Below are 14,897 nucleotides of genomic sequence, written 5' to 3' on the forward strand. Positions count from 1 at the left end.
GCCGCGTCAGTTCAGGTAAGGGGACCAGGAAGGTTCTCTGACTTCGCCTTGAGCGGTAGGAAGCGGGAGCCTTACGCGTCCATTAATGGACACGAGCATCAAGACTCCCCGGCCCTGCTGGCGGGTGGCGTAGATTACCATGGTGCCGTTAGGCGCAACAGTAGGCGACTCATCAAGGTTGCTGTCTGTGAGGATTTTTACGCTACCGCGCTGCAAATCCTGAGCTGCAACCTTGAAGTTGGTGAAGCCATCTTGACGATGGATCATCACCAGAGTCTTTTCATCCGCCGATAACTTAGGGTTGGCATTGTAGTTACCGATGAAAGTAACGCGCTCTGCCCCTCCGCCATTAATATTGGTTTTATAGATTTGTGGCTTGCCGCCGCGGTCAGACGTGAAATAAAGCGTGGAGCCGTCTTTACCGAAGAACGGTTCTGTATCAATGGAGGAATCGTTGGTCACTCGCGACAATTGACGCGACGCCAGATTCATCACATAGATTTCCGGGTTGCCATCTTTCGACAAGACCATGGCCAGCTTGGTGCCATCCGGTGACCACGCAGGGGCGCCGTTCAGGCCTTCGAAGTTGGTAATCTGCTCACGACGACCAGTGTCGATGTGCTGAACGAAGATCCGAGGGCGCTTCTGCTCAAACGACACATAGGCAATACGCTTGCCGTCTGGCGCGAAGCGTGGCGACAGGATCGGCTCACGGGATTGCAACAGCGTCACCGCGCGGGCGCCGTCATAGTCCGAACGCTGGAGGGTGTAGCGCGTGTTGTCAGTCGAGAAACGCTCGGCAGTCACGTACAGCATGCGGGTCGAAAACGCGCCCTTGATGCCGGTCAACTTCTCGAACGACTGGTCGGCGATGTAGTGCGACATGTCACGCAGCTGGTCGGCGGTGCCCGAAACGTTGCCGGTCAACACCTGTTGCTCTGTGGCCACGTTGAACAACGCGTACTGAACCTGAAGGCGACCGCCCGAAGGAACGATGCTACCGACCATGACGTACTGGGCACCCAGCGCTTTCCAGTCACGGAAGATGACTTCGCTGGCCTGGCTCGGCTGGCTGATCATGTTTTCCTTTGGAATCGGCGAGTAGTAGCCCGAGTTCTGCAGGTCGTTGCCAATGATCTTGGCCATGTCTTCCGGCAGCACGCTGCCGCCTTGCAGGCCAAACGGCACGACCGCAATAGGCGTGGCGCGGTCACTGCCGCTTGTTACCAGAATGTTCTTTTCGTCGGCAGCGGCGAAACCCGCTGCACAACACAGAACGACAAGCATTCCTCGAAGAAGGTTAATCACAAGGCTAGGTCCTCAGGTGTGAATGTCATCTTGAATGAACGGTAAGGTGCGAAGTCCGAAGGCTTCATCCCCTGCATCTCTGTCAAACGACCAATATTCTTGACCGCCGCTACTGCTGAACTGTCGAAAGGACCATCGCCGCTGGACTTGCTCACGCTGACCGAAGTCACAGTGCCGTCCGGCAACATGTTGATCTGCAGGACGACTGTCATGCCCTTGCGCGCGGAAGGTGGACGTGCCCAGCCTTCAGCTGCTCGAGAACGAATCAAGTCATCGAAGCTGCCGGCCACTTCGTCGCCACGCTCATCGGCCAGCGCCTGTTGGCGTTCCGGCTTGTCGGAAAGCAGGTCGGCCAAAGCTTGCGCCTTCTTGTCTTCCGCTGATTTGCGAGCAGCGTCCTGGGCTTTCTTCTTCGCGTCCTCGGTCGACTTCTTCTTGGCATCCTCAGCCGCTTTTTTCTTCGCGTCTTCGGCAGCCTTTTTCTTGGCGTCGTCTGCAGCCTGCTTCTTCGCGTCCTCGGCAGCCTGTTTCTTGGCTTCCTCGGCGGCCGCGCGCTTGGCGTCTTCCTCGGCTTTCTTCTTCGCGTCGTCTTCGGCTTTCTTCTTGGCTATATCAGCCAATTGTTTCTCTTCAGCGGTTTTCTTCGCGTCATCCGCTTTTTTGGCTTCGGCTTTCTTGGCGTCGTCCGCAGCTTTTTTAGCGTCATCGGCTTTTTTGGCGTCGTCAGCTTTCTTCGCTTCCTCAGCCTTTTGTTCTTCGGCTTTTTGAGCGGCATCGGCTTTCTTTTGTTCCGCCGCCTTCACTGCCTCTTGCTCAACTTTTTTCTGCTCCATCTGCTCGACTTCGGTTTGTCGCGCAGCGGATTTCTTCGCCTCACCGGCAAGCTTCTGGTTGGTCTGGGTGGTTGCCTGACTTTTTGATTTCAACTGATAGAGCGTGGCCTGAACAATCGGCCTGGCTTCAGGAAGCTCAGGTGTCATTGCGAAGCTGACGAACAACAAACCAAAAATCAGGACGTGCAGTCCCACCGCCCAGACGGACGGCCAGAAGTAGCTTTCCGAGGCGGACGGCTCTCGAATCGGCTGCATCAGGGGGCCTCGGTAATCAAACCAACGTTCCCGACCCCGGCCTTCTGCAACCCGCCCATCGTGCCCATGACGGCGCCGTAGTCGACGGTTTTGTCGCCACGGATAAACACTTGAGTCTGCTTGCCGGCGTCACGACCGGCCGCAATGATTTTGGTCACTGCGCTGGTCAGTTGCGGCAAGGTCATCGCCTTGTCCATTTGCTTGTCGGTGTCGACTTCGCTGCCAAGGTTCCAGTAGTAGGTCTTGTCAGCCTTGATCGAGATCGTCAGGACCTGATTGTTGTTGTCCTGCGGCAAAGCCTCGCTGGAGACTTTGGGCAGATCAACTTTCACGCCCTGGTTGATCATCGGAGCCGTCACCATGAAGATGACCAGCAGCACCAGCATCACGTCGATGTACGGCACCACGTTCATTTCGGCGACCGGCTTGCGCTTGTTGCGTCGGCCGCGAGCGATTAAAGCCATTGGGAAATACCTGCTTATTCTTCGCTGGTGTGCACTTTACGGTGCAGGATCGCCTGGAACTCGTCGGCGAATGTGTAGTAGCGACCGATCAGGTTCTCGCCACGAGCGGCGAAACGGTTGTAAGCGATGACCGCAGGGATCGCTGCGAACAGGCCGATCGCGGTGGCGATCAGTGCTTCGGCGATACCCGGTGCAACGGTAGCCAGAGTGGCTTGCTGCGCAGTGGCCAGGCCGCGGAAGGAGTTCATGATCCCCCACACAGTACCGAAAAGACCGATGTACGGGCTGGTGGAACCCACGGTTGCCAGGAATGGCAGGCTCTGCTCGAGTTTTTCTTCTTCACGGGATATCGCGACGCGCATGGCACGTGCAACACCTTCCATGACTGCGTCCGGATCAACGCCAGCCTGCTGACGCAGACGGGAGAATTCCTTGAAGCCCGCGCGGAAGATCTGCTCTACGCCCGAGTCCGGGTCCGGGTTGCTGCCGGCCTGACGGTAGAGCTTGGACAGATCGATACCTGACCAGAAGCGCTCCTCGAAGCTGTCCAATGCCCGACGCCCGGCGCGCAGCATGGCGCTGCGCTGAAAAATCATGATCCACGAGGTGACCGAGGCGGCCACCAGGATCAGCATCACCAACTGCACAACCACGCTGGCATTGCTGACCAAACTCCACATGGAGGAATGGTCGACGACGTTAGCTTCCACGCTGTATCTCCTGCTCTGAATGTGTACCCGCGCCGCCCTGCCCGGCAAAGGCCGTGCGCAGAGCTTCGGGAATGGCCCGGGGTTTCAAACTGTCGGCGCGCACACACGCCACCAAAAACTGCCCTTCGCAGAGCAGCACATCATCCGCAGCCCGCCTGACCTGTTGCTGAAAGCGCAGGCTGGCGCGGTTCAATTCGATTACTTCGGCGCTGATCAGCAGTTCGTCATCCAGCCGCGCGGGCTTGTGGTACCGAGCCTCGCTTGAATGCACGACGAACAACAGGTTCTCGATACCCGCCATTGCGGATTGGGCAAAGCCCAGTTCCCGCAGTCGCTCGGTTCGAGCCCGCTCCATGAATTTCAGGTAATTGACGTAGTAAACGATGCCGCCGGCATCGGTGTCCTCGTAATAAACGCGACAACGATGTGCGAACGACTGAGCCCCGTTTTGCGCGCGCATACTCTAGTGCTTACTCCTCAGGTTGCCAATCCGGCCAGGCAACTGTTTTTCATCGTTTTTACTGCCCGCGACGCGTCACTTTGCGGTGACTGCCCGTCAGACCATCAAACAACCGAATAAATCGGTTGATCGTGCATTTATTCGTCGGGGTCTTCGACCGGTTCATCCATCACCGCCCGGTCGCCCATGCGCGAGGGGATGTTCAGACCGAAGTGCAGATAAGCATGCCGCGTGACCATGCGGCCGCGGGGTGTGCGCATCATATAGCCTTGCTGAATCAAATAGGGCTCCAGCACATCCTCAATTGTGTGTCGTTCCTCGCTGATGGCCGCCGCAAGGTTATCCACCCCGACTGGCCCTCCATCGAACTTCTCGATCATTGTCAGCAGCAAGCGCCTGTCCTGATGATCGAAACCGCGTTCGTCGACGTCCAGCAGATTGAGCGCAAGATCGGCAATCGCCTTGGTGATCTCGCCCTTGGCGCGCACTTCGGCGAAATCCCGCACCCGACGCAGCAGCCGGTTGGCGATCCGTGGGGTTCCCCGTGCACGACGGGCAATCTCGAATGCGCCTTCGTCCTCGATGTACAGCCCGAGAATTTTCGCCGAGCGCGACACGATTGTGGCCAGATCCGCGGTGCTATAGAACTCAAGACGCTGCACGATACCGAAGCGGTCACGCAGCGGGTTGGTCAGCATGCCCGCGCGGGTGGTTGCCCCCACCAGCGTGAACGGCGGCAGATCGAGCTTGATGGAGCGCGCCGCAGGGCCTTCACCGATCATGATGTCCAGCTGGAAATCTTCCATTGCCGGGTACAGCACTTCCTCGACGATGGGGGACAAACGGTGGATTTCATCAATGAACAGCACGTCGTGGGGCTCAAGATTGGTGAGAATCGCCGCAAGATCACCCGGCCGTTCGAGCACAGGGCCCGAGGTGCTCTTGATCGAAACGCCCATTTCCTGCGCGATGATATGCGCCAGTGTGGTTTTGCCCAGGCCCGGCGGACCGAAGATCAGCGTATGGTCCAGCGCTTCACTGCGCCCGCGCGCCGCCTGAATGAACAGCTCCATCTGCTCACGTACGGTGGGCTGACCGATATAGTCGGCCAGACTCAGCGGCCGGATCGCACGGTCCAGTTGCTCGTCACGGTCACGCCCGGTGGCGGCGATCAGACGGTCGGCATCTATCACTTACAGCATCCCCTTCAGTGCGCGGCGAATGAGGTCTTCGCTGCTGAGATTCTTGTCCTTGATCGCGGTCACTGCCTTGCTCGCTTCCTGAGGCTTGTAGCCCAGGGAAATCAACGCGCTGACAGCGTCTGACTCGGCCGTCGCCACGGCCATCGGCGCGCCCGGCCCGTCCGATACCAGCGCGAAAGTGCCCGGCAACGAATCCCACGCTTTGAAGCGATCCTTCAGCTCGACCAGCAAACGCTCGGCGGTCTTCTTGCCAACGCCCGGGACTCGGGTCAGCGCGGAGGTATCCTGCGCCTGGACACAGCGCACCAACTCGTCCACTTCCAGTGTCGACATCAGGGCCAGCGCCAGTTTTGGCCCGACCCCGTTCAGACGAATCAGCTCGCGGAACATCTCGCGATCACGCTTCTCGTAGAACCCGAACAGCAGGTGCGCGTCTTCACGAACCACCAGATGAATATGCAGTGTCACGGTTTCGCCCAGATGAGGCAGGCGATAAAGCGTGGTCATGGGCACTTCGACTTCGTAACCCACGCCGTTGACATCCAGTACCAGATGCGGCGGCTGCTTCTCGACCAACGTACCGCGTAGACGTCCAATCACGAATCAAATCCTTTCCAGAGGCCCGCTACTGCGACGGGCCGTGCCAACGCAAATAATGCCATCAGAGCCGCAGCCGACCGCCACGACTGCGCGCGGTATTGAGGCCGTGAGGGATGAGGCTGGATCGGGTATGCGCGTGACACATGGCAATTGCCAGTGCATCCGACGCATCCACTTGTGGTTTGGTGGTTAGCTTGAGCAGATGCATGACCATCATCATCACCTGATCCTTGTTGGCGCCCCCCGTCCCTGCGACGGCCTGCTTGACCTGGGTCGCGGTGTACTCGGCGATCTCCAAGCCTTCTTCGGCGCCTGCAACGATGGCGGCACCCCGGGCCTGGCCCAGCTTCAAGGCCGAGTCCGGGTTGCGCGCCATAAACACCTTTTCAATGCCCATGGTCACGGGACCGTACGTCTGAATGACCTCGCGTACGCCGCGGTACACAATCTGCAGCCGTTCATGAAGCAAGCCTGTGCCCGTGCGAATGCAGCCCGAGGCCACGTACTCGCAGCCACGCCCGGTATCACGCACCACGCCAAACCCGGTAATTCGTGAACCGGGGTCGATACCTAAAATAAGAGTCATAACGCCTGCAGCTTGAGAGGTAACACGAACAATTGGACGCAGCATAAAGGCAGAAGCCGGAGGCCGATAGCGTTGATCATCAACGTCTCGTGCGCTCCGGCCTCAAGTTCCGAACGGGCAAACGATCAGCCCAGTTGCTCCAGCACCTCGTCCGGGATTTCAGCGTTGGAGTAGACGTTCTGCACGTCGTCCAGGTCTTCCAGCATATCGATCAGCTTGAGGACCTTTTCCGCCATGTCCAGATCGAGCACCGCACTGGTGGTCGGCTGCATCACAATCTCCGCATCGGCGGGCGTGAAACCACCGGCTTCCAGAGCGTTGCGCACGGCATAGAAACTGGAGAACGACGTGAATACGTCAATGGAGCCGTCTTCGTGGGTGACCACGTCGTCAGCGTCCGCTTCCATCGCAGCTTCGATCAGCGCGTCTTCGTCAACGCCCGGTGCAAAGGATATCTGCCCCTTGCGTTCGAACAGATAGGACACCGAACCGTCAGTCCCCAGGTTGCCACCGCACTTGCTGAACGCATGGCGCACGGCCGCAGCGGTCCGGTTGCGGTTGTCGGTCATGGTTTCGACCATCACCGCAACGCCACCCGGGCCGTAGCCTTCATAACCCAGTTCAACCATGTCATTGGCATCGGCAGCACCGGCACCGCGAGCGATGGCGCGGTCGATGATGTCGCGACTCATGTTCGCGCCAAGGGCCTTGTCCTGGGCCAGACGCAGACGCGGATTCGACGCCGGATCACCTCCGCCCTGACTCGCAGCGACGGTCAGTTCGCGGATCCACTTGGTGAAGATCTTGCCTTTCTTGGCATCCTGACGCTCTTTGCGGTGCTTGATGTTCGCCCACTTGGAATGACCAGCCATAACACGCTCCAAACCTTGAAACACGCACGCCCGCGCTTGATCGCTCAAACGCAGACGCTTCACTCGAATCTGTGCCCGGTATGGGCGGGGATCAGGGCGGACCGAATCGTCAGTCCGCCGAGCCCTTGTCTACACGGCTTACTCGGCCTTCGGCGTCTCGCGCAGGCGGATGTGCAGCTCGCGCAGTGCCTTGGCATCAACCACGCCCGGTGCCTGGGTCATCACATCCGCAGCACTCTGGGTTTTCGGGAAGGCAATGACTTCGCGAATGGACTGAGCACCGGTCATCAGCATGACCAGACGATCCAGACCGAACGCCAGGCCACCGTGGGGCGGCGCGCCGTACTTCAGTGCGTCGAGCAGGAAGCCGAACTTCTCTTGCTGTTCGTCTTCGGAAATACCCAACAGACGGAACACGGCCTGCTGCATTTCCTTACGGTGGATACGGATCGAACCGCCACCCAGCTCAGTGCCGTTCAGCACCATGTCGTAGGCGCGAGACAGCGCGGTCGCAGGGTTGGCCTCAAGCTCTTCAGGCGAGCATTTCGGCGCGGTGAACGGGTGGTGCAGCGCGGAGAAGCTGCCGTCGTCGTTTTCTTCGAACATCGGGAAATCGACGACCCACATCGGCGCCCATTCACAGGTGAGCAGGTTCAGGTCGTGGCCCAGCTTGATGCGCAGGGCGCCCAATGCTTCGCTGACAATTTTGAATTTGTCGGCGCCGAAGAACACGATGTCGCCGTCCACTGCACCCACGCGATCAAGGATCACGTTGAGGTTGGCTTCAGGGATGTTCTTGACGATCGGCGACTGCAGGCCTTCGACGCCTTTGGCGCGCTCGTTGACCTTGATGTAAGCCAGACCTTTGGCGCCGTAGATACCGACGAACTTGGTGTAGTCGTCGATCTTGCTGCGCGGCATGCTTGCGCCGCCGGGAACGCGCAGCGCCGTGACACGGCACTTCGGATCGTTTGCCGGACCGCTGAACACTTTGAAGTCCACGGCCTGAAGCTGATCGGCAACGTCAACCAGCTCAAGCGGGTTACGCAGGTCTGGCTTGTCGGAACCGTAGCGACGCATGGCTTCTTCGAAGGTCATGTGCGGGAAGTCAGCGAACTCCACATCCAGCACTTCCTTGAAGAGCTTGCGGACCATGGTCTCGGTGATGCCCATGATGTCGGCTTCGTTGAGGAAGCTGGTCTCGATGTCGATCTGAGTGAATTCAGGCTGACGGTCGGCACGCAGGTCTTCGTCGCGGAAGCACTTGGCGATTTGATAGTAACGGTCGAAACCGGCAACCATCAGCAGCTGTTTGAACAGCTGAGGCGATTGCGGCAGGGCAAAAAAGCTGCCTGGATGGGTACGGCTTGGTACCAGGTAATCACGGGCACCTTCCGGCGTGGCGCGGGTGAGGATCGGCGTCTCGACATCGAGGAAGCCGTTGCCGTCCAGGAAGCCACGGATGCTGGAGGTGATGCGCGAGCGAAGGCGCAGCTTTTCAGCCATCTCCGGACGACGCAGGTCGATGAAGCGATAACGCAGGCGGGTTTCTTCACCGACGTCGGAGTACTCGTTGAGCGGGAACGGCGGGGTTTCCGACTCGTTGAGCACCTCCAGCTCATAGCCCAGCACTTCGATCGCGCCCGACGCCATGTTCGGGTTGACGGCGCCGGCAGGACGCGCACGCACTTTACCGGTCAGCTTGACCACGTATTCGCTGCGAACGCGGTCGGCGATGGCGAAGGTGTCAGCACGATCCGGATCGAAGACCACCTGGGCCAGACCTTCACGATCGCGAATGTCGAGGAAAATCACCCCCCCGTGGTCGCGACGGCGATGGACCCATCCGCAAAGGGTAATTTCCTGACCTTCCAGGCTCTCGTTCAGTTGGCCGCAATAATGGCTGCGCATCATGATCGTGTGTTCACTTCTCGTAATTCGGAATTCGATGGAGCTTTCGCCCGTCGCCGGTGCAAGGGTGCGCAAGCTTTGGCATGCAGTTCGACCTGACGGTCAGTTCCTGCCTTCCACAGTAAGGCGGGGGATTATATAGGGATAATCATCGCTGTGCAGCCGCGCAGCCCGATACCGGGCAAGAAGATCTCGGCACGCGGCGTGGATGCGGCAGTGGCGCTGGCGAATGCAGGCCCGCCGCAACGGGCCCGCTGAAATCTGGTCAGGTCGGGGACGGCGTCAACCGCAGGCCCTCGGCACTCAATACGTGCGCCACGCACACGACGCGGATCAGGCCGCTGAAATTCTTGACGCCGCCGTAACGCAGGTGAACCTCGCGATCGACGTAGGAGAGCACGGCGTTGATGGAGCAATCGTTGAATCGTGCCATTTCGGACAAAATATTCCAGTACACCTCCTCAAGTCGCAGGCATGTCGCCAGCCCATTGAGCCTCACCGACCTGGAGTGCGGCTGGGCCAGGCTCATGTTGAAATTCTCGATAAACGGGTCGCCCCGGGCGTTCAGACACTGGGTCGGCTCCCATCCCTCTCGGGCAGTATTCAGGTTCATGCAGGTCCCCCTCGTTGCGATTACGGATATGGCATCGGCACCTTCGCAATCAGTTGAAAAGAGGTGTCTATCAAGCCGTATTCCAAAGGGCGCAACCAGCAGAAGGAGCACCCTGAACCTGTAGGAGATCACCACGCTGCAGGGGTGATTTTCGAGAGTTAGCAAACGACTCAGACCCGACCCTAATCGGGGTGTTAAATATGTATTTTTCGGTGGTTTATTTCTTCCCGCTCACCCGATTGCGGACGTCAGCGTGACTCGGAAATAGAGGGCGAACGAGTTTCACCGGTGAGCGTTGTGAGTTGAAGGATTTCAAACAGAGGGTGGATCAGGAGGGAATTGTCGCGCGCGGCGGGTGAAAGCAGTGGGGAGCGGGCACTCGTTACGTTGCCCGCACCTGTATTGCGTTGATCAGCTGTGGATGACTGAGCTTCTGATCATCGGGTTTCCAGCATCGAGCGCAGCATCCAGGCCGTTTTTTCATGCACTTGCATGCGCTGGGTCAGCAAGTCCGCCGTTGGCTCGTCGCTCACTTTGTCCAGCAACGGGAAAATGCCACGGGCCGTACGGGTGACTGCTTCCTGCCCCTGAACCAGCGAACGAATCATGTCCTCGGCAGCGGGTACGCCCTCTTCTTCCTTGATCGACGACAAGCGTGCGTAGGTCGAATAGGTGCCCGGCGCCGGGAAGCCCAGTGCGCGGATACGTTCGGCGATTTGATCCACCGCCAGCGCCAGTTCGTTGTATTGCTCTTCAAACATCAGGTGCAGCGTACGAAAAGCCGGGCCAGTCACGTTCCAGTGAAAGTTATGGGTTTTCAGATACAACACGTAGGTGTCTGCCAGCAGGCGGGAAAGACCGTCCACGATGGACTTGCGATCTTCTTCGCTGATGCCGATATCGATTGCCATGTTCAGCCCTCTTCAATGATGGTTTTTTTCAAACGACTGCCGACCACTCTACCAAGACCATGGACCCTGCGCAGCCATCTGTCGGGATTAGTTCAGTCACGGGGCCGCAGTCAGGCCCGCTTCTTTTAATAGCAACGATCAGCGTACCGGTTTGTTTATTCCGGCCGCTCTGGAGCGAGCCTCTTACCAGAATTGAAAAAAACCGACATACCGCCACTATCACCCGCGAACACATGCGCTAAGCACTTGATTTGAGTAGCTCTCGGCTTTGCTGTTAAATACAGATGCGCTGCCGCCAAAGTGCCGTCCGGCGGCAGTGCATAGGCGGGACCGACACTCGTGCATCACGCCTCCCTTTTCTCCCGAAGCGTACCGAAGGTCACCCGCTATTTCCTTGTGATCCATCTTAATGTGAGTCATCGAAATGTTGAAAATAGTCCACCTGCTAACGGGCGCAGCTGCCCTGCTGCTGTCTTTCATCCCCAGCCTGCGTAGTGAAGCGCTGTCTTCTTACCTGTCCCAACCGGATGCGCTGTACCTGGCGCTCTTCGGCCTCATCAACCTGGTGCTTGCGCCAGTGATTCCTTACTGGAACAAAGGTCCACGTCATCAACTGCAAAACCTGGTCAGCGGCTTGCTCGTGCTGGCCGTCGTGCTTCAAATCCTTACGCTGGTCGTTCCACTGGAAACCATTGCCGGCCAGCCAGCCGTCCTGGTCAGCCTGCTCGCCGTCGTCATTGCCGTGGCGTTGCACCTGGCGGTCAGCTTCTACCGTTCCTCTCCTGCGCCTGCCGCACAGTCCCAGGATCTGGGCAACCGCGATACGGGCACAGTGAAGTGGTTCAACACCTCCAAAGGCTTCGGATTCATTTCCCGTGATTCGGGCGACGATATCTTCGTGCACTTTCGCGCCATTCGCGGAGAAGGCCACCGCGTTCTGGTCGAGGGCCAGCGCGTCGAGTTTTCGGTGATGAACCGCGACAAAGGCCTGCAAGCGGAAGACGTCATCGCTGCGCTTCCGCGCCGCTAACGTTGCCGCATAAAAAACCGCGCTCACAGGCGCGGTTTTTTTTGGCTGAAATTCCTGCCCTCAGCTCTTTCTCCCTTAATAGTGAGGGGGACGCGAGTCTTCAGCGAAGCCGTCGCCCTGCCCGCCCATTTCCTCCTGACGCTTGATCAGGGCAGCGATCTGTAATTCCAGACGATCGAGACTGCGCTGCTGGGCGACCAACACGTCGTTGAGGGCCTGAATCGTATCGTCCTGAAAGGCCAGTCGACTTTCCAGCTCCATGACACGGGATTCGAGATCCATGGTCAGTCCTCCTTAAAGGTGAATGCTTCGGTCAATCCGGACTTCAGTTGCGAGGTGATCCGGGCAACCTCATCCGGCGAATAAGGCTTGGCGGGATGCTTTCCCCACACCGGCGCAGGCCAGGCCGCATCGCCGACCCGGCGAACAATGACATGCATATGCAGCTGATTGACCACATTACCCAGCGCAGCCACGTTCATCTTGTCGGCCTGAAACGTACGATCAAGTACGGCCGAGAGGTAGGTGGTTTCTTTCCACAACTGCGCCTGCTCCGTCTCGGACAGTTGGAACACTTCACTGATGCCGGGACGCTTCGGCACCAGAATGAACCACGGGTAATTGGAATCATTGGACAGCAGCAGCGTGCACAGCGGGAAGTCGCCGATTGGTAGTGTGTCTTGCAGCAAGCGCGGATCTAGAACAAACACGTAAATACTCCTGATCGCGGATTAGATGGGCTGAGCCGAATGACTGGCCCGATAAAGAAGTCCTGGGTAGCGGGAAGGATACTCGCGAATTCCGGACGATTCATCCGGCACCGTGATTCCGGGCATTTTGCGGATCTGGTGTTGATCGGTAAGCACTACACGTCCGCCTCGCACCAGAAACGCGCGAAGAATACCGCCACGCACTTTCATGAAGCGGGCAGCCGCCGCCACAGGCCTGGCAAAACCCGGCAACGGATTCCGGGTGCGTCCAGTTAATCCGGGGCTCACGGACGATATTCCTCGATGGCGGTGCGGTCATCATGCTCGGCAGGGCGGCAACACCCAATCTGAAGAACCAAACACAGGCAATTTTGCGGCGTGACGCACCAAAACGACTCAGATGAGGCCCGAATATGTGACAGCTATCAGCGATTTACCCACTGCCAAGGGGTAACAGGTAACGTTAGTGACATTTCATCGCGCTAGTCTCAAGAAAACTCGGGTTGCAAAGCAGGCTATCGAAAATATTTTTATCGTTTTTATTCAGTAGCTTGGAGTCGACATCGAATGTTTTTACAACGCTTTCGACATTTTTTTCATATTCGTCGAAATTTTGTGCACGGTTGTTGCTTTGTCACACACAAGCTTGAAGACGAGCGTGTCGAGAGACAGGCCGGGACCGAAGGGATGCAACGGCGTTTGACAAGGTAGCTGGAGCGTCTGGATTCAATAAAGGTGTGAATGAATCCAGCGTTCAAAGTAACCCGGTAGTTGCACCGTTTAACGAATCAGGAGCTATTCAGTAGCGACATGGACAGAGCTGGCGGCGACAAGGCCGTAAAGAAATTGAAAGGATAGGTTCGTAACTATCGCCATTAATGTCAGCGTGCTATAAATTTCGCCGACACCAAAAAGAAAGAAGCCGGCCAGATAAAAAAACAGGTGGACGGCAGTACTCTTCTTAAAAACCAAAGGAGCAAAGTCACGATGAGAGTGATGAAGTGGAGCGCAATCGCACTGGCAGTTACTGCAGCCAGCACCCAATTGGCATCGGCTGCGGCATTCGTAAGCGATCAGTCCGAAGCAACTGGTTTTGTAGAGGGGAGCAAGCTCGACGTCAAGGCTCGTAACTACTACTACAATCGCGACAAAAAGAATGGCGCGGTAGACGACAAAGACTGGACTCAAGGTTTCTGGGCTAACTACAGCTCCGGTTACACCCAAGGCCTGATTGGTGTCGGTGTTGACGCGTTCGGCTATGCCGGCTTCAAGCTTGATGGCTCGGACAAATACTCGGGCTCGGGCAACCTGGTGACAGACAGCCAGGGCAAAAACGAAGACAGCTTCGGCAAGGCCGGTGGCGCTGTTAAATTCCGCGTCTCCAAGACCGAACTGAAAATCGGCGACATGCAGCCGCAGAACCCTGTTTTCGCCGTCGGCGGTTCCCGCCTGTTGCCACAAACCGCAACTGGCGTGACCTTGCAGAGCAGCGAGATCAAAGGTCTTGACGTAGAAGCAGGTCGTTTCACCTCGGGCACCAGCCAAGACGATATGACCCACAACGGCGATATCTGGGCCACCTATGCTGGCGTGACCTCCAAGTCCGCTACTTATGGCGGCGGCAAGTACTCGATCACTGACAACCTGGGCGTTGGTTTCTACTACAACAAACTGGAAGACGTGTGGAATCAGTACTACGGCAACGTGAACTACGCACTGCCGTTGACCGACGACCAGGCGCTGGCGTTCGACTTCAACTACTACAACACCCAGGACACCGGCAGCAAGAAAGCAGGCGATATCAACAACAACGCCTTCTCCCTTTCTGCAGCCTATTCGTTCCTGGCCGCCCATACCCTGACCCTGGCATTCCAGAAAGTTAACGGTGATACACCGTTCGACTACATCGGTATTGGCGACAACAACCGCGGTGGCGACTCGATCTTCCTGGCGAACTCGATTCAATACTCCGACTTCAACGCCCCGGGTGAAAAATCCTGGCAAGCCCGCTACGACCTGAACATGGCCACCTACGGTGTTCCAGGCCTGAGTTTCATGGCTCGCTACGTGACCGGTACTGACATCGACGGGACCCACACTCCATCGAACAGCACCTACACCGGTCTGTACGGTGCTGATGGCAGCCACCACGAAACAAACGTCGAGGCCAAGTACGTTGTTCAAACCGGCCCGGCCAAAGACCTGTCGTTCCGCATCCGCCAAGCATTCCACCGTGCCAACACGGACGAGGGCGAAGGCGATGTCAACGAGTTCCGTCTGATCGTGGACTACCCGATTTCGGTCTTGTAATCGCACTGTCTGACACTCGTTATAGAAAAGCCCGGCCCTCGCGCCGGGCTTTTTCATGGGCGTACGGTTGACAATCCCTCCCCTTGCGGCGCCCGGCCGGCCTGTACTCAGCGATACCACCA

Annotated in this window: 16 protein-coding genes; 2 read left to right on the forward strand and 14 right to left on the reverse strand. The window is 57.8% G+C overall.

Annotation, left to right across the window (positions count from 1 at the left end; all coding sequences use genetic code 11):
• Positions 1 to 6: 6 nt before the first annotated feature.
• From tolB to QWI20_RS07240, 12 genes are all read right to left on the reverse strand, one after another.
• On the reverse strand, positions 7 to 1,287 hold the full coding sequence (tolB, locus tag QWI20_RS07185) for a Tol-Pal system beta propeller repeat protein TolB (protein WP_205902582.1): 1,281 nt from the start codon (positions 1,285 to 1,287) through the stop codon (positions 7 to 9).
• 17 nt (positions 1,288 to 1,304) lie between these two features.
• Positions 1,305 to 2,396 (reverse strand): cell envelope integrity protein TolA, encoded by a 1,092-nt coding sequence (tolA, locus tag QWI20_RS07190; RefSeq protein ID WP_369304850.1) that lies wholly within the window; start codon positions 2,394 to 2,396, stop codon positions 1,305 to 1,307.
• A complete protein-coding gene (tolR, locus tag QWI20_RS07195) occupies positions 2,396 to 2,851 on the reverse strand; it encodes a protein TolR (protein WP_172613049.1) in 456 nt (151 codons plus the stop codon). The genes tolA and tolR overlap by 1 nt, the downstream gene beginning before the upstream one ends.
• 23 nt (positions 2,852 to 2,874) lie before the next feature.
• Entirely contained in the window at positions 2,875 to 3,570 is a 696-nt protein-coding gene (gene tolQ / locus QWI20_RS07200) for a protein TolQ (protein WP_037014076.1), read from the reverse strand.
• Positions 3,560 to 4,030, reverse strand: a complete 471-nt coding sequence (ybgC, locus tag QWI20_RS07205) for a tol-pal system-associated acyl-CoA thioesterase (RefSeq protein WP_074893268.1) — start codon at positions 4,028 to 4,030, stop codon at positions 3,560 to 3,562. The genes tolQ and ybgC overlap by 11 nt, the downstream gene beginning before the upstream one ends.
• Positions 4,031 to 4,167: 137 nt before the next feature.
• Positions 4,168 to 5,223, reverse strand: a complete 1,056-nt coding sequence (gene ruvB / locus QWI20_RS07210; RefSeq protein ID WP_065989736.1) for a Holliday junction branch migration DNA helicase RuvB — start codon at positions 5,221 to 5,223, stop codon at positions 4,168 to 4,170.
• Positions 5,224 to 5,832 carry a Holliday junction branch migration protein RuvA gene (gene ruvA / locus QWI20_RS07215; protein WP_065989737.1) on the reverse strand — a complete coding sequence of 203 codons (609 nt, stop codon included), beginning with the start codon at positions 5,830 to 5,832 and terminating at the stop codon, positions 5,224 to 5,226.
• A gap of 61 nt (positions 5,833 to 5,893) precedes the next feature.
• Entirely contained in the window at positions 5,894 to 6,418 is a 525-nt protein-coding gene (gene ruvC, locus QWI20_RS07220; RefSeq protein WP_065989739.1) for a crossover junction endodeoxyribonuclease RuvC, read from the reverse strand.
• A gap of 125 nt (positions 6,419 to 6,543) precedes the next feature.
• Entirely contained in the window at positions 6,544 to 7,290 is a 747-nt protein-coding gene (locus QWI20_RS07225; protein WP_369304851.1) for a YebC/PmpR family DNA-binding transcriptional regulator, read from the reverse strand.
• 138 nt (positions 7,291 to 7,428) lie between these two features.
• Complete coding sequence (gene aspS, locus QWI20_RS07230; protein ID WP_282369203.1) at positions 7,429 to 9,204, reverse strand: aspartate--tRNA ligase; 1,776 nt, start codon at positions 9,202 to 9,204, stop codon at positions 7,429 to 7,431.
• 262 nt (positions 9,205 to 9,466) lie between these two features.
• Positions 9,467 to 9,814, reverse strand: a complete 348-nt coding sequence (locus tag QWI20_RS07235) for a ribbon-helix-helix domain-containing protein (protein ID WP_369304852.1) — start codon at positions 9,812 to 9,814, stop codon at positions 9,467 to 9,469.
• A 437-nt stretch (positions 9,815 to 10,251) separates the two neighbouring features.
• Positions 10,252 to 10,725: a Dps family protein gene (locus QWI20_RS07240; RefSeq protein WP_369304853.1), complete on the reverse strand. Its 474-nt coding sequence runs from the start codon at positions 10,723 to 10,725 to the stop codon at positions 10,252 to 10,254.
• A gap of 424 nt (positions 10,726 to 11,149) precedes the next feature.
• Here QWI20_RS07240 and QWI20_RS07245 point away from each other — a divergent pair, with 424 nt between their 5' ends.
• Positions 11,150 to 11,755, forward strand: coding sequence for a cold-shock protein (locus QWI20_RS07245; protein ID WP_108120953.1), 606 nt, complete (start codon positions 11,150 to 11,152; stop codon positions 11,753 to 11,755).
• Between the two features lie 75 nt (positions 11,756 to 11,830).
• On the opposite strand, the gene QWI20_RS07250 is transcribed toward QWI20_RS07245, so the two are convergent.
• Both QWI20_RS07250 and QWI20_RS07255 read right to left on the reverse strand, forming a co-directional pair.
• Positions 11,831 to 12,037, reverse strand: coding sequence for a SlyX family protein (locus QWI20_RS07250; protein WP_133772807.1), 207 nt, complete (start codon positions 12,035 to 12,037; stop codon positions 11,831 to 11,833).
• A 2-nt stretch (positions 12,038 to 12,039) separates the two neighbouring features.
• Entirely contained in the window at positions 12,040 to 12,465 is a 426-nt protein-coding gene (locus tag QWI20_RS07255; protein ID WP_369304854.1) for an HIT domain-containing protein, read from the reverse strand.
• A 987-nt stretch (positions 12,466 to 13,452) separates the two neighbouring features.
• On the opposite strand from QWI20_RS07255, the gene QWI20_RS07260 reads away from it, so the two are divergent.
• Positions 13,453 to 14,775, forward strand: coding sequence for an OprD family porin (locus QWI20_RS07260; protein ID WP_369304856.1), 1,323 nt, complete (start codon positions 13,453 to 13,455; stop codon positions 14,773 to 14,775).
• Positions 14,776 to 14,897: the final 122 nt, after the last annotated feature.

It is taken from the genome of Pseudomonas sp. W2-17, assembly GCF_041060445.1.
Lineage (GTDB): Bacteria > Pseudomonadota > Gammaproteobacteria > Pseudomonadales > Pseudomonadaceae > Aquipseudomonas.